Genomic DNA, 20,023 nt, shown 5'->3' with positions numbered 1-20,023 from the left:
GCCTGCTGGACGAGGTGGGTATGTTTCCAGCAGGCTGGAAACGGGAACAGCGGCAGCAGGCTGCCGCAGTCCACGGTCTATCGTTTGATGTAGCGGAAGCCGGGGAGGGGACGGACGAGGCGTTTCATTTCCAGCTTCAAAAGGGTGGCGCTGACGGTGGCGGGGGGGAGGTTGGTGAGGTCAATGAGGCGGTCGATGGGAGATTCGTCGCTGCCGAGGGCGGTGAGGATGGTTTGCTCGTCTTCGGTGAGCGTGGGGAGGTCGGGTTTTTCCTCGGGGGTGTCAGGTTTTGTCGTCGGGCGGGGGACCTTGCTGAAATTGAGGGAACCGAGGTCGTCGAGGAGTTCGGAGGCGTCGGTGAGGAGGGTGGCGCCATCGCGAATGAGGCGGTTGCAGCCGGCGGAACTGGGTCTGTCGATGGGGCCGGGGACGGCGTAGACGGGGCGCCCGTATTCGGTGGCGAGATTGGCGGTGATCAAGGAGCCGGACCAAAGGGGGGATTCACTGACGATGAGAGCTTTGCTCCAGGCGGCGACGATGCGGTTTCTTTGTGGGAAAGTTTTTTTGTCCGGGGCGGTGTGGAGGGGGAATTCGGAGACGACGGCGCCTTTGCCATCGGCAATCATTTCAGCGAGCGGGAGGTTCTCGGCGGGGAAGATCTTGGCGAGTCCGGAGCCGATGACGGCGATGGTGCGTCCGCCGGCGGCGATGGCGGCTTCGTGGGCAGTGGTGTCGATGCCGCGGGCGAGACCGGAGATCACGGTGAAACCGGCGTGGGCGAGCTGGAACGACAGTTTCTTGCTACTATTCTTCCCGTAGATCGAGCAGCGGCGCGTCCCGACGATGCCGATGGCATGTCGATCCCGTTCCTGGATCTCGCCCCAGACGTAGAGGAGGAGCGGGCAGTCGTAGGATTCGCGGAGCTGGGGTGGGAAACTGGTGTCGTCGGGAAGAATGACGGAAAGGTTGCGCTCCTTGAGTTCGCGTAGCTCGGCGGCGGGATCGGCGTGGGATTCCCAGTCGGTGAGGATGCCGGCGATTTCGGGGCCGATGCCATCAACCCGCATGAGCTGGTCCTTGCGGGCGGCGAGGGCATTTTCGGCGGAGCCGAAGGACTCGATGAGCCTACGAATGCGGACGGGGCCGAGCTTAGGGAGCTGGTTGAGGGCGAGGAGATGTTCGAGCATTAAACTTTAAGTTTTAAATTCTAAACTTCAAAGGGAGGGGAGTCGGGGCTGTTGGGTTGCTTAAGGCATTGGGGGGCAGGATTCAGGGGGCAGTGGTCAGAAAGGCAAAAGGCAAAAGGCAAAAGGCAAAAGGCAAAGGGGGCGCGGGGCTGTTTTTGAGGTTTGAAGTTTAAGGTTTAGATTTTTCCGATTGCCATTGGGAGAGTTGTTCGGGGAAGGGACAGTCGTGGCAGTCGGTGAGGTCTTCGAGACAGAAGTCGTGGTAGATTTGGAGGAGGGCCTGATGGTGGGCGGCTTTTTTGAGCCACGGTTTGGCGGCTTCTTCGCTGCCGAAGAGTCGGATGGCGCAGCGACGGACTTTTTCGTTTTTGGCGCCGGCAGGGAGCTTCAGGTAGGACTCGAAGTCGAAACGCGGGTCTTCGTGGATGGCGAGCGGGATGAGGTGGTTGGCGAGCAGTTCGGTGGCCTGGGATTTTCCGAAGAGGGCTATGGGTCGGGCGCTTTTGGCGGAGGAGAGGGTGTGACGGTGGGTCCAGAAGTCGTCTGTTAGGCCGACGAGGAAGGCGGTGGTGGCTTTGGGTGAGAAAGGTCGACCAAGGGCGCGTTTGCGGAAGGTGGGCCAGTTTCCAACAAGCGCGGCGAGGGCGGCGACGCGGCGGTGCGGATGATTGGCGGGACGCTGACCGTGGAACTTCCAGGGGATGGGGTGGGAGGATTCCCAGATGGCGCGGTGTTTCCACCAGGTGTCCCAGAGCTGACGGAGATGCTCGCGGGTATCGGGCGGGGCTTTTTCGTGGAGCTCGGGGGAGAGGAAGCCGGCGGCTCCGAAGAGTAAGGCTTCGATTTCGTCGGGGTTCTCCTTCAGTGCGGAGAGTGGCATGCGCTGGGCGAGAAGTCGCATGGCAAGGGCGTTGGCGCGGTAGCCGAGGGTTTCGGCGGCGGCGTGGTAGAGCGCGGCATCGCGGCCATGGGCGTCGGCGGTCTTGAGGAAACGGGCGGCCTTGAGGGCGGCACGGTGCTCGGAGGATTGCTGGAGCAAAGAGCGGATGGCGGGTTCTGTTAGGTTGGCGAGGGGCTGGACGCAGCGGCCGGGACGGGCGATGGCGATTTCTCTAACAGGAAGCTGGAGGGCTTCGTGGATGAGGTGGGCGGGCATGCGGACGTGGGGAACTTCGCGATGCTCGGAGGTACGGGTGAAGGTGGTGGTCGTGGGAGGGCGAAAGGTGACGTGGAGGACCACTTCGTTGAAAGCGGGGTCGCTGCCGTGGCCGTGGGCTTCCCAGTCGGAGGGTTCGAGATCGAGCTCGAGGGCTCCGTCGTGCTTTTCGCCATCGATTTCGATGGCGGCGCGGAGGAAGTCGGGTCCGGCGCTGCGGTTCCATTCGCCGAACTGGATGATTCTAACAGGTCGGTTGTGGTGGTCGGTGAACTCGCGGCCGAAGGCTCCGGCGAACCAGAGGGCCTGCAGTTCGAGTTCATCGGGGAGGGGGATCGGTGGGGTTTCGGCGAGGTGGGTTTGGCCGCTGACTTGGGAGACGAGTTCGAGGTAAGTCATGGCATTTTTGGGGAGGGTGCGGGGTTTATGGGAATTGAAACGCCAAGACACCAACAGCGCCAAGTTTTTGAGGGAAGGGGGAAGATCCGAGCGGGACGCCCGGGGCCACGGACTGGAGCGAGGAGCGAGACGCTCCAGCCACGCTTGACGCTATTTTTTCGGGGTCGCTGGTGGTGGTGCGGGTGGGTCGATGATATTGAGCCATTCGGCGGCGGCGGTGATTTCGGGGAGGTGGGCGTAGCGGAGTTGGGCGTCCCTCAGGGTTTTGACCGCCGCGGCTTTGCGGCTGCCTTTCCGATCGAGGGCGGCGATGAGCATATCCATGCGAAATTTGTCGACGTTGCTGTTATAGAGAGTCTTGGCTTCCTGGAAATGAACGGCGGCTTGGGCGGACTGGATGTTTTCCGCATAGCTGAGACCGAGGGCTTCGAGCATGACGCCGCTCTTCATGCGCTGGGCGGCGAGGCGGAGTTGTTTTTCACGTTCGGCAGGATCTCGTGGCCAGCGCATCTGGGCGATCCTCAGGGCACGGTATTCAGCATCGGCATCTTCCTTTTCGCCACTGCCATCGAGATGGAGAAAGGGTCGATAGAGTGGATCTCCGAGGACGACATTGTGCCAGGAAAGGGCCGGGGCGGACATGTAGGCGGCTTCGACGAGGGTGTATCCCGCGAGCAGGCGGCGGGTGAAGGTGTCGAAGTCATGAGTGAGGTGGAGGAGGGGTTCGTAGACGTTGCCCAGAGTGGCGGCGGCGCCTCGGTCTAACAGCGGAGCACACCAGTTCTTGGAGACGTTGCGAAGTTGGGCGGCGCTGAAGGAGTGGAGGTGGACGGCGACGGCTCCGCGTTTGAATTTGAAGGCGGGATTCTTAAACGGGCCGCTGACGTTCCAGTCATACCAACCGAAGTAGAGGGCGGTGTCGTTGAGTGGGTAGTTGGTGGGAAGGGTGGGGTCGAAGCGGTCGACAAGTGTGGGAATGCCCTGCTCGATGAAGGAAGTGGCGGTGGCTTCAAGCCAGGTGTCGCCCATTTTCAACCCGGCGTTGTTTCGGCCTTTGTTTGCGATGTCGATGACGGCCATGCCCCAGAGGCCGGTTTTCTCCGCGGCGACGGCGTCCTTGATCATGCGGACACAGGTCGGGAAGCTGGGACCATCGATGCGGCCGACGAGAAAGATGGGAAGTCCTGCTTCGGAGAAGGCGGTATCCTTCTTGAAGTAGGGGTTATTCATTTGTCCTTTGGTGGGGTAGCCTTCGATTCCGAGGAGGCTGAGCTCGGAGTCGACGCAGGCGCTGGCGTTTTCCATCCACTTCTGAGTTTCCGGAACAGGCGGGGCGCCGGCCGGAGGGGGAGGGGATGTCTCGAGGACCCGGCTCGGGATGCCGCGCATGCAGACGATGATTTGAATGCGGGTGCGGTTCATCTGCAGCATGCCCTGATCATTGGTGCTGCGTTGCCACCACTGACGGCGGTCGAACTCGGCGGCGAGAGGTTTGCGGATCAGGGTGTCGTACTCGCTGCGGGTGACTTCTTCCTTATCGGGAAGCTTGAGGCCGACGAGGTTTTCTTCGGGGATGCCGCGTGCGATGGCGTAGGTCTTCGCAAGTCCTTCGGATCCGGGGATCACGGTGTTGTAGAGGACGGCGACCGACTGGACGATGGGATCGCGCGGAGCGGCAAAGGCCAAAGGGGCGATCAGGAGAAATAGCAGGGCTCGGAGCATGCGCTAAGTGAAGAGCGCGGGACCGGATGCGGGAAGCGTGAAATCCCTACAATCGAAGACCGTCGTAGGCGACGCGGATGGTCGGCGGGAGGGTGGCTTCGAGGGTGCGGTGGTCGTTTTCGTGGCCGAGGTGGGTGAGCCAGGCTTTGCCGGGATCGATGCGGTCGATGGCGGCGAGGGCTTCGGTGACCGACATGTGGGTCGGGTGGGCCGCAGGGCGTAGCGAGTCGATGATCAGGACGTCGACCTGGTGGATGCGGTCGAGGGTCGATTTCGGGATCGATTTGACGTCGGGAAAGTAGGCCGTGGGTGGGCTTCCGGGGTGCTCGAAGAGGAAACCGTGGGTGTCGACGGAACCGTGGGTGACGGGGAGCGGGGTGACTTTCAGATCACCGTAATGGATAGTTCCATCGAACTCGATGGCGGCGGGTTTGACGTAGCCACGGTAGGTGTTTTTTTCTGAAAATGCCCAGCCGAACATGGTGCGGAGGATGCGGAGGGTTTCGGCATTTCCGTGCATCGGCAGCGGCGTCTCGCGGCGCCAGCAGAAGGCGCGGAGTTCATCGAATCCGGCGACGTGGTCGACGTGGCCGTGGGTGTAGAGGACAGCGTCGATGCGGGTGAGTTTTTCGCGCAGCGCCTGCTCGCGGAGGTCGGGTCCAGAATCGACGAGCAGGTGGGTGTCGCCTGCGCGGACGTGGATCGACGAGCGGCTGCGGGTGTTGCGCGGGTCGGAGGAAGTGCAGACGGAGCAATCGCAACCGATGACCGGAACGCCGACGGAGGTGCCGGTGCCGAGGAAGGTGATTTCGAAGTCTGCAGGCATCTGGGCGGGAGGATGAGGGAATTATGGGAAACGCCAAGCCCACTTCGCCACGACCTGCGTCGAGGTTACGACTGTCAGGAAGGCTACGAGGCCGGGGCTAGTCCGCAAAGTTTTCTGGAACCGGCTTGTGTATATCATCAGAGTGTATACATTGTTCGCATGGAGACCACGACGGTATTTAGAAGCGGGAACTCGTTGGCGGTGAGGTTGCCGAAGGGGTTCACGTTGCCGATTGGGCGGGTAATTATTACCAAGGACGAGGCAGGGATTCATCTGATGCCGACGACGAACAATTGGCCGGATGATTTGGAGAAGATGTTCCCTCGGGAGCCGAAGCTCGATGGATGGGAGAGGCCGGATCAGGGAGAGGCCGCAGAGGCTCGCGATTGGTGATGTTCCTGCTCGATACGGATACCTGCATTTTCTTCATGCGGGGCGAGGAAGATGTGCTGGCGAATGCTCGGAAGGAGGATCGTTTGGCGATCTTCATTTCGGCGATCAGCCTGTTTGAGTTGCGGGTGGGCTTGGAAAAGGGGGCGGTGAAGTATGCCAAGTTGAAGGGGGAGAGGCTGGAGAGTTTGGTCGGTTTGTTCCAGGTGGTGGACTTCGGCGATGTGGATGCGGCGATGGCGGCGCGGGTGCGGGCGAATCTCGAGAAGCTTGGGAAGAAGATCGGGCCTTACGACACCCTGCTGGCGGGGGTAGCGCTGGCGAATGGCTGGACGCTGGTGACGAACAATAGCCGGGAGTTCTCGCGGGTGAAGGGACTGAAGTGGGCGAACTGGCGGAACTGAGATAGGTCCGCTGATGGGTCCGCTCGCGGTTCCTAGTTCCAGTTTCTTTTCCGGAATTCCTGATGGATTGGATCCATCGTGCCCTCGGGCCAGTTGCTTTCATAGAAGAGAAAGGTGAGCTTTTCCCGTTCGTTCTCTTTCTTGAGATTAATCCTGAAGTCTCTCTGGAGTCCGAGTTCGGCTCCTTCTGACTTCCACGCGAGAAATTCAGGATTGCGGGGGCTCTCTTCAGCGATGGTTTCCAGGATTGAGACGGGGATGATGGCATCCGAGTCGAAGTAGATGACATCGGCGGTGAGGGCCGAGTAGCGAGACGAACTGCATGAGTAGCTCCCTGTTTTGCTGACCTCGGGCTGGGAATCAGGGTCGGCGGCTTCGATCTGTTCGCCGATGGATCGAACGAAATGGTTCTTGGTGGATTCCGCAATGGTCGTGCGGAGATCGCAAATTTCACGTTCCAGCTTAAGGATGGATCGGTGATGGAGGGCATATCCGGCGATGGCTGCCAAGATGATGCCGAGTATCCAAAAGCGCTTGGGTTTCATGATGGGATGAGGATTCGACCTCAAGGTATCGGTTCGAGGAGTGGGCTCAACAAGCTGAAAGTCGTCTTGCCCACTCATGGCGCTTTTCAAAGCGCCCCTCGGTCCGACATACTCCGCCCGTTCGCTCACATGCTTACTTTACTGAAAATACGGAATCTGGCGCTGGTTGATGAACTGGTTTGGGAACTCGGACCAGGATTGGTCGGGGTGACGGGCGAGACGGGAGCCGGGAAATCGGTGATTGTGGGGGCGCTGAAGCTGGTGCTTGGCGAGCGGGCGGACAAGTCGCTGATCCGGACGGGCGAGGATTCGTGTACGGTGGAGGCGGTGTTCGAGCTTTCGGATTCGGAGGAGGTCGATGCGGTTTTGGAAGAGGGCGGGTTGGAACCTTGCGATGGCGGTTTGCTGATTGTCAGACGGGCGATTGGTCAGAGCGGGAACCGGCAGTTCGTGAATGATTCACCGGTGACGCTGGCTTTGCTGAAACGGATCGGTGAGCACCTGGTGGATCTGCATGGCCCGCACGACCATCAGTCGCTGCTTTCGACGGAGCGCCAGATGGCGATGCTCGATGCCTATGCGGGCGTGGACATGGAACAATTCCGGGAGGCATGGCGGGCGTGGCGCGCCAAGCAGATCGAGCTGGAAGAGCTCCAGGAGGCGGAAAGTGCGGGGAGTCAGGAGTTGGATTTGCTGCGACATCAGGTCGATGAGATCGATGCGGCGAATCTGAAGCCGGACGAGGAGGATGAGATTGCGGACCGCTATCGCCGGGCGAGCAATGCGACTCGTCTGGTCGAACTGGCGAGTGCCGCGGCGAATGTGTTAGGTGGCGACGAAGGGGGAATCGTGAGTCTTTTGTCGGAGGTCCAGCGCTATGTCCGGGAGCTGGAAAAGCTCGATCCGACGGTGTGTGAGAAGACGCTCGGTCTGGAAGGCGCGGTGCTGGAGCTTCAGGAGCTGGAGACGACCCTGCAGGACTACGCGGAGGATCTGGATTTGGATCCGAAGGAGGCGGCGGAGTTGGAGGAGCGGGTGAATCTTTTCGAATCGCTGAAGCGCAAGTATGGCGTGAGCCTGGAAGCGGTGCTGGCGCATCGCGATCGCTGTGCGGACCGCCTCGATGCGGTGGAGAATCGCGGCGAGCGGCTCGACCAGCTCTCTGCGGAGGTGGCGAAGCTGCGGGTGGTGGTCGATGAGATGGGTCGCAAGCTTGGTTTGAAACGCAAGAAGGCCGGGCCGAAGTTGGCCAAGGAGATTGCCGGGCAACTCAAGGATCTCGGTTTCAAGCAGTCGTCGTTCGAGATCAGGCTGGAGGTGAAACGGGAGCCGTCGATTCATGGCTTTGAGGCGGTGGAGTTCCTGTTCGGGCCGAATCCGGGTGAGCCGATGCAGCCGCTGAGGTTGATCGGATCGAGCGGTGAGATTTCGCGGGTGATGCTGGCGGTGAAGAGTGCGCTGGCGGATCAGGATGCGACGCCGTTGATGGTCTTTGATGAGATCGACGCGAATGTCGGTGGCGAGATCGCACGGGCGGTCGGGAAAAAGATGGCGGCGCTGGGAGCGCGGCATCAGGTGGTGGCGATTACCCACTTTCCGCAGGTGGCGGCCACGGCGGCGCGCCACTATGTGGTGGAGAAGGATGTGGCAGGTGGTCGGACAAGATCGCGACTTTATCCCGTGACGGGAGACGAGCGGATTGATGAACTGGTGCGGATGCTCGGTGGCGGCGGAAAGTCGGCACGTGAGATGGCCATAAGTCTTTTGGAAGAATGAGTGAGCAAACGCATACCGCGAAAGCGAGGATCGAGGAGGCAACAACGGCCGAGGTGGCGGATGAGCTGGGCTTGCCCTCGAAGAAACGCAATGCCCGGCGCATTGTGTTGGGCCGGCATGAGTGGGTGGGGCTGCCGCTGTTAGGCGTGGGCCCCTTGCACGTGAAGACGGACACGGGTGCGCGCAGCTCGAGCTTGCACGCCGAGAACATCGAGCTTTCGGAAGACGGGAAGCGGGTAAGCTTTGTGACGCGCGATCACTGGGGACGCGCGCATCACTGCGAGGCCGCCGTTTTCAAAAAGAAGATCGTGCGGAGTTCCTCGGGTGAAGCGACTCGACGGATCTTCATTGAAAGCGAGGCGGTGATTGCTGGCGGCTTTCGGTGGGCGATGAGGATTTCCCTGGCGAGTCGCTCTGAAATGAGATGCCCGATGCTGTTAGGCCGCGAGGGAATGAAAGGATGCTTTCTGATCGATCCGTCGCGGGAACAGCTTGCGGGAGACCTGAAGGATCTGGTCCGCGTGTATCCGGATGCGGCTCATCCTTGAGGGGTGAAACTTATCTATTGGTTCGCTGCGGCATTGGATGAACGGCACACCCCTGATGAAACTTCGAGTCTGCATTGTCAGCGTGACCGTTCTGATGTCGGGATGCGGAACGATGGAAAATCCTTCCCTTCAATCGATCGAAGTTCCGATTACAGGGCCCCACTTCAGAAAAGATTCGGATCACTTGAAGTCCGGCCAAATGGATTCGGGGTCTTCGCCGGAAGCACCCCAGGATTCCCCTCCCTACCGTCAGGTTCTTTTTGAAAGCTCGCTGTCGTATGCCGACCTCTCAGGGGCCGAGCGGCGGATCGATGGTGTCGATAACGTGATCCGGATTTTTGACCTTTCGAATGTCGTACCGGAACAGACCATCAATGGGTACCTGAGCAGACTTCGCAGGATCATGTCGGCGCGTCCTGGCTCGCTTGAGCTCAGGCGTCGACAGGAGACCTTGCCAGATTACCCGCCGAGGAATGCGGGCCACTTGGTTCAGGCGAAGGTGTCCTATGGCGATTACGACTGGGGAAGTGGAATCTTCTACCTTGTGCAGTTTACCCAGGGGCGCGGGAATTATCCGAACAATTCCGAGCTTGGTTACCTCTTCCAAGGACTGAGCAAGGATGGTCGATTTTATGTTTCAGCTGATATCCGGGTAGCTCATCCCATGCTGCCTCTAGACTCTTCCGAATTCCCGAGTGTGGACTCCATTGATGACGCCGCCATGCAAATGGACTTGAGCTTGGATGGACAAAAGGACTCGTCGTTCATCCCGAGCCTCGGCGAGGTGAGGTCGCTGATTTCGGGGATCAAGCTGGGTGAATAAACACCCTAAATCACGGTATCCTGGATCGAGTCGTAGGGGACGGGGTGGTCGTCGGTGTCGGCGTTGAGCGATGGGAGGGCTTCGCTGGTCATGGCGAGGCGGTCTTCGGCCGAATCGAGCTTGTCGGTCATGGCGATGTGGAAAAGTCCGTCACCTTCGTCGGCCGTGGCGTCATTGGTGCGACCGATGACGATGCCGGAGCGGGTACAGGTGACCTCCGTTTCGGCGGAGCCGTAGGGATCCGCGATGAAGCCGATGACGGAGCCGGCGGTGACGACGCGGCCGAGTGGCGCGAGAGGGGTGAAGATGCCGCCTCGCGGGGCCCGCTCCCAGTAGCTCTTGTTAGAAATGATCGGGGCGGCCCTGGGAGAACTCGGCTTCTTCAGGGAAAGCATCCCCATCTGGCGCATCACCGAGAGAACACCCTGGACACCGAAACGAATGGAAGGGGTGTCGAGCCGCAGAGCTTCTCCGCTTTCGAAGAGCAGCACCGGCTTGTTGAGATCACGGCAGGTGCCACGAAACGAAGATTCACGCTTGGGCGCGACAAGGATCACGGGTGGAGCGAAAGATTTGGCAAGCTCGAGCGCTTTATCGTCATCGACGGTGATGCGGATCTGCGGAAGGTTCGGGCGGTTCACGGCTCCGGTGTGGAGGTCGATGACGACGTCGCAGAGGGGGAGCAGGGAGTCGCTGAGGACACGTGCAAGGCGTGAGCCGAGCGGGCCATTGGGGGATCCCGGGAAGAGCCGGTTGAGGTCACGGCGATCCGGCATGTAGCGGGAGCGGGTGACGAAGCCGGGCCGATTGACGATCGGGACGGCAATCAGGGTGCCTTTGAGCTTCTTGAGGGCAGGGGTGCGGAGGATCCGTCGGATGACTTCCGAACCGTTGTATTCGTCGCCGTGGATGCAGGCCGTGAGGAGAAGGGTGGGCCCCGGCAACTTTCCGTGAACGACGACCGCTTTGAGGACGAGTTCCTCGTGGGTGAGGAAGCTGCCCACGGGCAGGGAAATTTGAGCCCGCTGGCCGGCCTCGACCTGGTGCGTTCCGATTTGGAATGGAGGAATTTTTGGCGACCGGGGCATGGAGATCGGGTTAGCCTTTTCCGCGGGTCCTGGTGCTGGAGGATTTGGCGTGGTTGGCGATGAAGTTGATGATCGTGCCGGCGATGTTCTTGCCGGTGGCGGTTTCGATGCCTTCAAGGCCGGGTGAGGAGTTTACCTCCATGATGACCGGTCCGTGATTCGAGCGAAGCAGGTCGACACCGGCGACATTCAATCCCATGACGCGGGCGGCGCGGGTGGCGGTGGAGCGTTCTTCGGGGGTCAGCTTGATGAGTTCGGCGGAACCACCGCGGTGGAGATTCGAGCGGAACTCGCCTTCCTTGCCCTGGCGCTTCATGGCGGCGACCACTTTGTCTCCGACGATGAAGCAGCGAATATCCGCACCGCCCGCTTCCTTGATGAACTCCTGGGCGAGGATGTTGGCATTGAGGCCGCGGAAAGCTTCAATGACGGATTCGGCAGCGCTCTTGGTTTCCGCGAGAACGACGCCGACGCCTTGAGTCCCCTCAAGGAGCTTGATGACGATGGGGGCGCCGCCGCAAAGTTTGATGAGGTGGCCGGTGGCCTTGGTGTCGTGAGCGAAGGCCGTGACCGGGAGGCCGATGCCCTTACGGGCGAGTAGCTGGAGCGAGCGGAGTTTGTCGCGTGAACGGGAGATGGCGACGGACTCGTTGACCGAGTAGGTGCCCATCATTTCGAACTGACGGACAACGGCGGTGCCGAAAAAGGTGTGGGAGGCACCGATGCGCGGAATGACCGCATCGAAACCGCTCAACTCGACATCACCCTTGAAGATGCTGGGACGCATCGAGGCGATGTTCATGTGGCATTTGAGGTAATCGACGACTTCGACTTCATGGCCCAATTCCCGACCTGCTTCGACAAGGCGGCGGGTGGAGTAGAGCTTGGCGTTGCGGGAAAGGACGGCGATTCTCACAGTGAATTCAGAGTTTGTTCAGCGTCGAGCTGAGATTGGCTACGGCTATAAGGGCACTGTGGTCCGGGTCAACGGAATTCGCGAAACGATAGCTACCCCGCGCATCTCACGAGGCTCTTCCGACAATACCACCCCATGAAAAGCCACATCTGTGCCAGAGCTTCTGGAAGTCCGACACAGATGTGAGAGGTGGTCGGTGCTGACCCAAGGGGCGCTTAATGGCGCGCTGGAACTTGGGTCGCCCGATCCAACGAGATGAAAATTTCGGTGGACCGGACGGTCGATCGATGGGCCCAGTGCTTCGACGACTTCAAGGAGTCGGTAGCCGTGATCCGCTGGGCGATCTTCTCAAACAAGTGATGCCACTGGCAGGGGCTGGTGGGGATGTGGTGGGCTCGGTGCGGCAGGAGGCATGGAGGGAACCGACGGTTCGGTGGTGCTCATCAGCTTGCGAATCGGGCTGGCGAGTTCGACCTCGAGGTCCTTGGCAAGCCGCAACATCCCGAGAAACAGGTCGTGGCGGATCTCGTACTCCTTCTGCAGATTCGGGGCATCGATGAAGCAGGAGATCTTGATCTGTATTGATGAATCCGTGAACTCACAGATGCCTGCGTAGCGATCAAGCTTGTCGCCGTTGGGCTGCGAAGCCATCAACTCGAGTATTCCAGCGCGGAACTGATCGAGTTGATCGAGTGAGGTTTCGCGGACGACTTCGACGACTGTTTCAAAGCGCCGGTTGCGACGTGCCGAAAGGTTTGTGATCTTCTCGTTCACCAACACCGAGTTGGGAATCACCAACAAGGAATCACTGTCAGTGCGGATATCGGTGGAGCGGAGACCGACGTGGGAAATGGTGCCACTGGTTCCTCCCACGCTGACAAGGTCGCCCCGACGGAAGGGCCGGTCGGCAAGGAGCACGGCTGAACCGATGAAGTTGGCAAGCGTATCGCGAGCGGCGATGGCGAGTGCCAAACCACCGATACCGAGTCCTGCGATCACCGTGCGGTAGGGAAGGTGGAAGGTTTCGGCGAGCATGATGAAGGCACCCACCACGACGATGATCTTGAACAGGCTCGAGAGCAGGGAGACAAGAATGTCATCAAGGGTCGTCTTGGTGTTCTGTGCCAGCTCGAGGAAAAATCCACCGAGGATATCGATGAAGTTATAAATAGCCCACGAGGATCCAACGATGAGAATGAACTTGAGAAAGATCTCCAGGCCAAAGAAGAGCCTAACCGGAAGACCGAGGGCAAGAATCCCCGTCTTCCAGCTCAAGGAAAGGAAGATCATGAACAAGGGGATGATGAAAAATTTCTGACTTTCAGAGCTCATGGGGGTAGGTGATTTCTCCGTTCTCCATCGTAATATCCGTGCAGACACCTTGGTCGCGAGTCGCGCAAACAGATAACCCAGGGTAATCACCAGAAAAAGGCCGGGCCATTTCCAGTTTTCAAGATAAAGGTCACGCTTGATCAAGCCGGGAGATGCTTTCTGTAGCCGTTCCCGAATGCGAATGAATAGGGGTTTGGTGGAGGAATCGATCGTCCCCATGACGGGAGGAAGGCTGATGATGTCTTCATAGATGCTCGACAGGTGATGAATGGTGTCCGAGCTGAATTTCCACTTGGTCTGGTTGTCTTCTGTTTTTACGGGGACAATTGAGATGTCTCCTCTGGGGTGTTTGAAATGCACATAAGGGGACGTCTGATCTGGATCGTCGGGGATCTCCTGCCACACGAAGAAGCTGGTGCGGCTGAATATGGCTTTCAGATACTCCGCCAGATGAAAGGCTTCCTGATCGCGTATCACAGGGTCGATATCGGAGAGGTCCATGGCATCCCTCAGGGCACGCTGGGCCGCCGGTGTACTTTTCTGGGAATTGATGAAGAAGTTTCTCATCGTGGCTCGAGGGCTGGATAGCTCTTGATGTCCCTTGTGACTGAGGGTTGCAATGCCGCGGGCCTCCAGCAGCGAGGCAAGTTTCTTCTTCAGTTCAGCAGTAGGAGGGATGACGATTTTCCACTCATCGTCCTGCTTGACTAACTTGACGTCGACCGTTTCGCGGGTGCCGAGCTGGGAGAATGAGACCCGGAATTCATCAGGGTCTCCCTGCAAGGTCGCGCCATTTTCGCCGGGAAGATCCCATATCCGCATCGTGGTTTGATCGAGAATGTGGTAGAAGGTGGCCACGGCGTCAATCTGTTGGGTGATAGGGATTTCCCTTTGCCCTTCGTCCAGGAGGCAGCAGTTCATCCCGGCGGTAATGAAATCGTTTTCTCCAAATTCCACGAAGCCGAAGGCGGTCAGGAAAGAACTGATGGTCTCGCGCGGCCAGCTGAGGTCCGGCGTTAGAAAGACATCGTAAGGATGCGGGGTGCGCTGATCGCCCGTCCGACGACCACTCCACCATTCTCCATTGTCGAAACGGCCGGTGAATGACTGCCCGTTTGCGGAAATGGCAAAGGTCAGTTTTCCTTTGGCATTCCCCTCGACCCAGTGAGCGGTGAGGATGTTGTCACTAACCTCACCTGTAAAATGTCCCTGGAGTGTTGGATACTCACCTTTGACCATCGTGCCATCCTGAACCATGTCGATGCGGGCACCTCCACTCTTCCAGTGAGTATCCCATGAGCCGGTCCAGTCGTGCTCACGTGCCACCAGGGGATGAAGAACCGGAAATGAGGCAAGTATGGCAATGACAACGACTACGAAAAAGCTTCGAGTCTTCGGGGTGAGGGGATTGTTTGGTGAATGGATTCCGAGGGGTCGCTCAATTGGGTCGTCGTCACTGCTGTCTGGTAGGGAAGATCGTCGGGGTGGAGTGGTTTTCATTAATGGAATGTGTCGGATTGTTTTTTTGCATTGTAGAAAACGGCTTTTCTACAAGTTTGGACGATGTGATAGTAGAGTGAACTCGGCACGGGAAATGACCTTGGATCGAGGTCAGATTAATCTCCATGACCGTTTTCGGACCCCAGCATGATCGTCTTGTATGGAACTGATGTAATGAAGGTGAGGGGTCAAGAAAAACAATTAGCATTGATGTTGGTAGGAATCACCGGCCGACCTGATGAGATAAGATCTATCGAATCATCGGCCGATCATCTGTGAACGGCAGGTTGTATTTTCAGGTGGCCTTCGATGAATTCGGTATTTTTTTAAAAAGTATCGATTGGGGTAGGCGATTGATCATATTGATGAATTTCGAGAAATTAACTCTCTATACGCTACAAGGTCCCTGAAGGCCGACTGATGTGTGTGTTGAAGGCAGTACTTCCAGAGGACGAATTGCTAGAGGTCGAGTGACCTAACAGGGGGGCTTGAAGCGGAAATAGCAGGAATTTGGCCTTTATCTTGGAGGTAGGGGGCATGGGCGTCAGAATAGGTTGATGCCTGCATATGCCGCTGTCACCGTCGATGGACGCCCAATTGAAAGTCGGATCCCTGTGCGCCGGACCGGTAGGCTGGAACACCATCAGGGGGGGAAACCGGAATCGGAGATTGCGAGGGAGCACCGGCTATTCCAGGTTTGGCGTATGAAAATTCTCACACTGCCGGCCTTGGTCGGCTTGTTTGCTTTGATGTCCAGTTCGTGCATCAACTACTACGGAAATGAGCCGGAGGGCTATGTGAGCGAGACGGTTCCTGTCGGATACACGATGATGGTCGTCGCCGGGATCAGCTACTGGCACCACAACGGTCACTATTACCGCTATTGGCCGAATTATGGTTACGTGGTGGTAAGGCCGCCTCATGGACGCCCCCCATACCAACGTCCTCCATCCCGCCCACCTGGAAATCCGGGCCACCCAGGCAACCCGGGCGAGCGTCCGCCTCAAGGAAAGCCACCTTCCAAGCCGAATCAGTTACCTTCAACCCGTCCATCACCCCACCCCAGCACCCCGACCACGCGTCCTGCGACGCCGAGCACCCGACCTATGACCCGGCCCAGCACGCCTTCGGTGAATGCAAGGATTGGCGGCTCCGGGTCTGGAGGAGCTCGAAGATCGAGGCGTTGAGGGGCGCGGCGTGACAATCTCGTTTTGCCGCGTCACGGCGGCATATTTGGCGGAGATGAGGTCAGGGAGATTTGGTGGCTATGATTTCGTCTCGGGCTCAAAGGCGGAAAGGAACTCTCGTTCGGCCTCGAGGGAACCGACCAACACCAAATTTCCCCCTTCCGGGAGTTGCTGTTCAGGTCCTGGATTGAACTGGCGGATTTTTCCGGTTTCCAAAGCGATGATTGAACATCCGGTCCGCGAGCGGACCTCGGATTTGGCGATGGTAACCCCTGCCAGCGAACTGGGAACCTGGGTGGTGAAGACATTCACTCCATCGCCTAGAGGGACCGTCCCGCTACCACGCAGGTGGGTGAAAATCGTGTTGGCCCCCATCGAGGCATAGGAAAGAACAAGGTCAGCACCTGCCCGATGAAGCCTTGAAGCATACTGAGGTTGCGTGCATCGCGAAATGATCTGGAGATCGTTGCGCAAGCGGCGATAGAAGATCGTGAGAAAGGTATTCAGTGGATCGTCATGGGTGGTGATGATGACCGAAGCGGCATCCCGCATCCCGGCTTCAACCAGGACTTCGAATTCGGAGGCATTGCCAATGATCTTGTGCTCGATGTCCTGTACCCTGGCAGGAATCTTCTCGATGATCGTCCAGGCGATGCCCGCTTCCGTCAGCGACCGGGAAAGGGCTCGTCCGACTCGGCCTCCACCGATGATGATGACTTTGCAGCTTTCTTCGGTCGTGACACCGAAGACCTCATTATAGACTTCGACCTGGATTTCAGTGCCAGCCAGTAGGAGAATCGACTCCTCAGTGAGCGGCGTAGAAAGGTCGGTGGGGTGGTAATTTCCGCGTTCCCACCTGCCGACGACCACCATTCCTGTCCGCTCAAAGATGCCGCACCCGGCGACGGTTTTTCCTGGCAGTGATGTGCGGGCAATTCCGGTCTCGGCAATGAGAAGGTCACCGAGTTCTCCGATGACATGGGCTTTGGCGTCGTTGCCAATGACACGGCGGGCAAGGGTTTCGCCCATCAGTTCCTCGAGCTGGATGATGTGGGTGACGCCGGCGAGCTCGAGGGCATCGCGCACGCCTCGGGTCGAGGCGGAAGCTACGATGGTGACGCGGTCTGAGAGTTCTCGGGCGGTGAAGGTGATGTTGGTGTTGGCAACGTCGTCGAGGGTGGTGACCACCATCCGGGCCATCTCGACGTTGAGTTTTCTGAAACTATCAGGATCAGTCCAGTCACCAAGAACGACCGGCACGCCCTGACGTTGCAGCTCGAGCGCCTCTTCCAGATTGGAGCTCAAAACAAAATGGGGGTACCCATAGTCGTCGAGCAAGCGGATGAGCGAGCGGGCGACGGGGCCGTGGTTGGTCATGATCACATGTCCCTCCACATCCTCGGCCACCTGTGTCGGAGCCTTGGCTCTTTCCTGAGCCTTGATATAGGGGGCGTAAAAGAACTCGATGAAGGTGAAAGGCAGGAGCACGAGCAGGAAGACGACCCCGGTGACGAGGACCACCACCGAGAACAATCGACCTATGTCGGAGTGGAAGGTGATGTCACCAAAGCCGAGCGTCGACATGACGGTGAGCGTCCAATAGAGACCCGTGAGCCAGGTGTGATCCTGCCCTTCACGGAGCATCAGGATGTGAAAGAGAACGCTGTAGATGATGACCAGCGTCAGCAGGATCAGAAGCAGTCGAGTGAGCGCTCGAAGGTTGATGCGGTCCATTCGGTCGTCCCGAAAAATGGCGAAGATGGTGGGAAGGGATTTCATCGGCGATGAGTTGCAGATTCTAGCTGCGAGCGGAGCATGGGGCGATCTAGCAGATCGAGCTGCCCGGAACTGCATAGGCGAGATTCGATCGAACCTCAATGACCGAGCTCGAGAGTGAGGCCATCATGCGCATCGGCTCTAACAGCGACGCTGGGGACAGAGTCGGTAGGGAGCCTGAGGGAAGAGGCGGTTGGGGAGATTGGAGGCTTCAAGGATCGCTACGCTACGCTCCTTCCCCCTTAAAAAATGGAGTTCACGATCCGTGCAACCGAGAGGGCGGCCTTCGCGGCTCTCGTTCGGGCGAATGACTTCTCGTGATTTTTTTAAATTATTTACGTATTCTTACGAGGAAAGGCTTTGACAGCAATCCACTCAAAATGTTTTCGTCCCCATCCTAAAGTTCAGTGCTGTTCCTATTTTCCCAATTTTTATGACGACGTCGAAATCCCGAGCAAAAGGCAGCAGGTCCAAACCGGACGGAACTCCTCCGGAAATGAGCGGACGGCTGCTCACGGCGAGACCGGACACGCTCGACTTTCGGGACCTGATGTATGTGCCGACTCTCGTTGAGGTGCCTCGGGAGCGGCCTTTGGAATTCTATCAGATCCATGGGCCGGAGATCTTGGATCAGGGGCAGGAAGGCGCCTGCACGGGGTTTGGTCTGGCGGCGGTAGCGAACTATCTTTTGAAGACGCGCCTCGATTCCCCCGATCCCATACCTGTCAGCGCCCGCATGCTCTACGAGATGGCGAAGAGGCATGATGAGTGGCCGGGTGAAGATTACTCCGGATCGAGCGCGCGCGGTGCGATGAAAGGGTGGCACAAAACGGGCGTCTGCGGTGAGGACGTCTGGCCATACCGATCCGGTGGCTCGGGATCTCAATTGACCCGACGTCGCTTGGTGGACGCGCAAGAGCGACCGTTAGGAGCCTATTTCCGCGTCAATCATAAGGATATCGTGGCGATGCACTCGGCCATCACGGAGGTGGGAATACTGTATGCGACCTCGATGGTTCACAGCGGTTGGGATAAGGTGAGCGCTGGCGGATTGATCAAATACTCTCCTCAGGTCAAAGGCGGGCATGCCTTTGCAATCGTCGGTTATGATCGTGATGGTTTCTGGATTCAGAATTCATGGGGCGACGATTGGGGAAAGGATGGATTCGCGCGGATTAGCTATTTCGATTGGCTCGAAAATGGAACCGATGTCTGGGTCGCGCGTCTGGGGGCACCGGTTCGGCTCGATAGCTCCGTCGCCTATTCCGCCGGCACATTTCCCTCCTCCCAGATGGGACAGTCGCTGGCCATCACCGATCTTCGTCCCCACATTGTCAGTCTCGGCAACGATGGCGAACCGAGCGCGGGCGGGGACTTCGCCAATACGGCGAGCGAGATTCGAAATTTCATACGCGAGGACTTTCCGCGAATCACCCAAGACTGGAAAAAGAAGCGGATCCTGCTTTACGCCCATGGAGGACTGGTGGGGGAAAAAGGAGCCGTTCAGCGCGTGGCCGAATACCGCGAGGCAATGCTGAAGGAGGAAGTCTATCCGCTGGCATTCGTCTGGCATAGTGACTTCTGGTCGACCCTTAAAAACATCCTGTCTGAGGCCCTCCGACAGAGGAAATCCGAAGGCATCTTCGACTCCGCGAAAGACTTCATGCTCGATCGTCTCGACGACACCCTCGAGCCGATCGCCCGGTTCGGCGGGGGTAAGGCGCAGTGGGACGAAATGAAGGAGAACGCGCTCGCAGCCAGCCAGGCGGGTGGGGGTGCGAGAATGGTTGTCCAAGCGCTCAAGGCTCTGATGGCGGAGGATCCATCCATCGAGGTGCACATTGCTGGCCACAGCGCGGGTTCGATCTTCATGGGCCCGGTGGTTAGGGATCTCGCGAAATTTACCAACATTGCCACCTGTCAGCTCTGGGCCCCGGCCTGCACCGTGGACCTGTTCAAGAAATATTATCTCCCGCTATTGTCCGGAGCCGGGCGTGATATCCGCGAGTTCGCTCTTTATACCCTGAGCGATCAGGCCGAACGCGACGACCACTGCGGACACATCTATCACAAGTCTCTGCTCTACCTGGTCTCCAATGCATTCGAGGAAGAGTACCGCCCCTTCAAATGGGGGTGGCCCGGTGCTCCGATCCTAGGCATGGCAAAATTCATCGATAAGGATCCTGAGATCAAGGGCCTGTTCTCAAACAAGACCGCAACCTGGATCGTCGCCCCGAATCAAAACAGCAAGGTTCTCATGGCTTCGGGTTCCACGAGCCATGGCGGATTCGACGACGATAAGGCGACGGTTAAAGGAACCCTTGCCCGAATCGTCGGTTCATCAAAAGCGAGCGCCCCCATCCATTTTGCCGCATCGGCGGCCGGGCGAGAAGACAGGCGCTCCGAACTTCAGAAAGCCTAGCCCCAACCCGGATCAACCCCAACCCC

At 58.6% G+C, this 20,023-nt stretch carries 16 protein-coding genes; 7 read left to right on the top strand and 9 right to left on the bottom strand.

What is annotated here, in order from left to right; translation table 11 throughout:
* Positions 1 to 77 precede the first annotated feature (77 nt).
* The 4 genes from dprA to ACFQY0_RS13830 form a co-directional block, all read right to left on the bottom strand.
* A complete protein-coding gene (gene dprA / locus ACFQY0_RS13845; protein ID WP_379713409.1) occupies positions 78 to 1,187 on the bottom strand; it encodes a DNA-processing protein DprA in 1,110 nt (369 codons plus the stop codon).
* Positions 1,188 to 1,356: 169 nt separating this feature from the next.
* Complete coding sequence (locus tag ACFQY0_RS13840) at positions 1,357 to 2,742, bottom strand: DUF2851 family protein (protein ID WP_379713406.1); 1,386 nt, start codon at positions 2,740 to 2,742, stop codon at positions 1,357 to 1,359.
* Between the two features lie 150 nt (positions 2,743 to 2,892).
* On the bottom strand, positions 2,893 to 4,464 hold the full coding sequence (locus tag ACFQY0_RS13835; RefSeq protein WP_379713403.1) for a TIGR03790 family protein: 1,572 nt from the start codon (positions 4,462 to 4,464) through the stop codon (positions 2,893 to 2,895).
* Positions 4,465 to 4,510: 46 nt separating this feature from the next.
* Positions 4,511 to 5,290 (bottom strand): MBL fold metallo-hydrolase, encoded by a 780-nt coding sequence (locus tag ACFQY0_RS13830; RefSeq protein ID WP_379713400.1) that lies wholly within the window; start codon positions 5,288 to 5,290, stop codon positions 4,511 to 4,513.
* Between the two features lie 159 nt (positions 5,291 to 5,449).
* Between ACFQY0_RS13830 and ACFQY0_RS13825 the strand changes: the two genes are divergently transcribed.
* Together ACFQY0_RS13825 and ACFQY0_RS13820 are read left to right on the top strand one after the other, a co-directional pair.
* Positions 5,450 to 5,683, top strand: a complete 234-nt coding sequence (locus ACFQY0_RS13825) for an antitoxin (RefSeq protein ID WP_379713397.1) — start codon at positions 5,450 to 5,452, stop codon at positions 5,681 to 5,683.
* Positions 5,683 to 6,084, top strand: coding sequence for a PIN domain-containing protein (locus ACFQY0_RS13820; RefSeq protein ID WP_379713395.1), 402 nt, complete (start codon positions 5,683 to 5,685; stop codon positions 6,082 to 6,084). The genes ACFQY0_RS13825 and ACFQY0_RS13820 overlap by 1 nt, the downstream gene beginning before the upstream one ends.
* 32 nt (positions 6,085 to 6,116) lie before the next feature.
* On the opposite strand, the gene ACFQY0_RS13815 is transcribed toward ACFQY0_RS13820, so the two are convergent.
* The gene (locus ACFQY0_RS13815) at positions 6,117 to 6,629 is read right to left on the bottom strand and encodes a hypothetical protein (RefSeq protein ID WP_379713392.1); all 513 of its coding nucleotides are present in this window, start codon (positions 6,627 to 6,629) and stop codon (positions 6,117 to 6,119) included.
* Between the two features lie 129 nt (positions 6,630 to 6,758).
* Between ACFQY0_RS13815 and recN the strand changes: the two genes are divergently transcribed.
* The 3 genes from recN to ACFQY0_RS13800 all read left to right on the top strand — a co-directional run bounded on the left by recN (position 6,759) and on the right by ACFQY0_RS13800 (position 9,776).
* Positions 6,759 to 8,405, top strand: a complete 1,647-nt coding sequence (gene recN, locus ACFQY0_RS13810) for a DNA repair protein RecN (RefSeq protein WP_379713390.1) — start codon at positions 6,759 to 6,761, stop codon at positions 8,403 to 8,405.
* Positions 8,402 to 8,953, top strand: coding sequence for an ATP-dependent zinc protease family protein (locus tag ACFQY0_RS13805; RefSeq protein ID WP_379713387.1), 552 nt, complete (start codon positions 8,402 to 8,404; stop codon positions 8,951 to 8,953). The genes recN and ACFQY0_RS13805 overlap by 4 nt, the downstream gene beginning before the upstream one ends.
* Positions 8,954 to 9,152: 199 nt before the next feature.
* Positions 9,153 to 9,776: a hypothetical protein gene (locus ACFQY0_RS13800; protein WP_379713384.1), complete on the top strand. Its 624-nt coding sequence runs from the start codon at positions 9,153 to 9,155 to the stop codon at positions 9,774 to 9,776.
* Positions 9,777 to 9,781: 5 nt separating this feature from the next.
* On the opposite strand, the gene ACFQY0_RS13795 is transcribed toward ACFQY0_RS13800, so the two are convergent.
* The 3 genes from ACFQY0_RS13795 to ACFQY0_RS13785 all read right to left on the bottom strand — a co-directional run bounded on the left by ACFQY0_RS13795 (position 9,782) and on the right by ACFQY0_RS13785 (position 14,438).
* Positions 9,782 to 10,864, bottom strand: a complete 1,083-nt coding sequence (locus tag ACFQY0_RS13795) for a succinylglutamate desuccinylase/aspartoacylase family protein (protein WP_379713381.1) — start codon at positions 10,862 to 10,864, stop codon at positions 9,782 to 9,784.
* A gap of 10 nt (positions 10,865 to 10,874) precedes the next feature.
* Complete coding sequence (gene rimK, locus ACFQY0_RS13790) at positions 10,875 to 11,780, bottom strand: 30S ribosomal protein S6--L-glutamate ligase (protein ID WP_379713378.1); 906 nt, start codon at positions 11,778 to 11,780, stop codon at positions 10,875 to 10,877.
* 348 nt (positions 11,781 to 12,128) lie between these two features.
* The gene (locus tag ACFQY0_RS13785; RefSeq protein ID WP_379713375.1) at positions 12,129 to 14,438 is read right to left on the bottom strand and encodes a mechanosensitive ion channel family protein; all 2,310 of its coding nucleotides are present in this window, start codon (positions 14,436 to 14,438) and stop codon (positions 12,129 to 12,131) included.
* A gap of 878 nt (positions 14,439 to 15,316) precedes the next feature.
* On the opposite strand from ACFQY0_RS13785, the gene ACFQY0_RS13780 reads away from it, so the two are divergent.
* Positions 15,317 to 15,799: a hypothetical protein gene (locus tag ACFQY0_RS13780; protein ID WP_379713372.1), complete on the top strand. Its 483-nt coding sequence runs from the start codon at positions 15,317 to 15,319 to the stop codon at positions 15,797 to 15,799.
* A gap of 78 nt (positions 15,800 to 15,877) precedes the next feature.
* On the opposite strand, the gene ACFQY0_RS13775 is transcribed toward ACFQY0_RS13780, so the two are convergent.
* Positions 15,878 to 17,578 carry a potassium channel family protein gene (locus ACFQY0_RS13775; RefSeq protein WP_379713370.1) on the bottom strand — a complete coding sequence of 567 codons (1,701 nt, stop codon included), beginning with the start codon at positions 17,576 to 17,578 and terminating at the stop codon, positions 15,878 to 15,880.
* Positions 17,579 to 18,071: 493 nt separating this feature from the next.
* On the opposite strand from ACFQY0_RS13775, the gene ACFQY0_RS13770 reads away from it, so the two are divergent.
* On the top strand, positions 18,072 to 19,997 hold the full coding sequence (locus tag ACFQY0_RS13770; RefSeq protein ID WP_379713367.1) for a C1 family peptidase: 1,926 nt from the start codon (positions 18,072 to 18,074) through the stop codon (positions 19,995 to 19,997).
* The last annotated feature ends 26 nt before the right edge of the window (positions 19,998 to 20,023 follow it).

It is taken from the genome of Haloferula chungangensis (assembly GCF_042664875.1).
Classification (GTDB): domain Bacteria; phylum Verrucomicrobiota; class Verrucomicrobiia; order Verrucomicrobiales; family Akkermansiaceae; genus Haloferula; species Haloferula chungangensis.
The sequence above is the reverse complement of the archived record's forward strand: the minus strand, read 5'-3'. Positions and strand labels throughout refer to the sequence as shown.

What these genes read in the sequence shown, in the direction of transcription:
- ACFQY0_RS13805 (WP_379713387.1), top strand. Translation starts at nt 8,402, where the DNA reads ATGAGTGAGCAAACGCATACCGCGAAAGCGAGGATCGAGGAGGCAACA.
- ACFQY0_RS13820 (WP_379713395.1), top strand. Translation starts at nt 5,683, where the DNA reads ATGTTCCTGCTCGATACGGATACCTGCATTTTCTTCATGCGGGGCGAG.
- ACFQY0_RS13800 (WP_379713384.1), top strand. Translation starts at nt 9,153, where the DNA reads ATGGATTCGGGGTCTTCGCCGGAAGCACCCCAGGATTCCCCTCCCTAC.
- ACFQY0_RS13840 (WP_379713406.1), bottom strand. Translation starts at nt 2,742, where the DNA reads ATGACTTACCTCGAACTCGTCTCCCAAGTCAGCGGCCAAACCCACCTC.
- dprA (WP_379713409.1), bottom strand. Translation starts at nt 1,187, where the DNA reads ATGCTCGAACATCTCCTCGCCCTCAACCAGCTCCCTAAGCTCGGCCCC.
- ACFQY0_RS13775 (WP_379713370.1), bottom strand. Translation starts at nt 17,578, where the DNA reads ATGAAATCCCTTCCCACCATCTTCGCCATTTTTCGGGACGACCGAATG.
- ACFQY0_RS13830 (WP_379713400.1), bottom strand. Translation starts at nt 5,290, where the DNA reads ATGCCTGCAGACTTCGAAATCACCTTCCTCGGCACCGGCACCTCCGTC.
- ACFQY0_RS13825 (WP_379713397.1), top strand. Translation starts at nt 5,450, where the DNA reads ATGGAGACCACGACGGTATTTAGAAGCGGGAACTCGTTGGCGGTGAGG.
- ACFQY0_RS13815 (WP_379713392.1), bottom strand. Translation starts at nt 6,629, where the DNA reads ATGAAACCCAAGCGCTTTTGGATACTCGGCATCATCTTGGCAGCCATC.
- ACFQY0_RS13795 (WP_379713381.1), bottom strand. Translation starts at nt 10,864, where the DNA reads ATGCCCCGGTCGCCAAAAATTCCTCCATTCCAAATCGGAACGCACCAG.
- ACFQY0_RS13770 (WP_379713367.1), top strand. Translation starts at nt 18,072, where the DNA reads ATGAGCGGACGGCTGCTCACGGCGAGACCGGACACGCTCGACTTTCGG.
- recN (WP_379713390.1), top strand. Translation starts at nt 6,759, where the DNA reads ATGCTTACTTTACTGAAAATACGGAATCTGGCGCTGGTTGATGAACTG.
- ACFQY0_RS13835 (WP_379713403.1), bottom strand. Translation starts at nt 4,464, where the DNA reads ATGCTCCGAGCCCTGCTATTTCTCCTGATCGCCCCTTTGGCCTTTGCC.
- ACFQY0_RS13780 (WP_379713372.1), top strand. Translation starts at nt 15,317, where the DNA reads ATGAAAATTCTCACACTGCCGGCCTTGGTCGGCTTGTTTGCTTTGATG.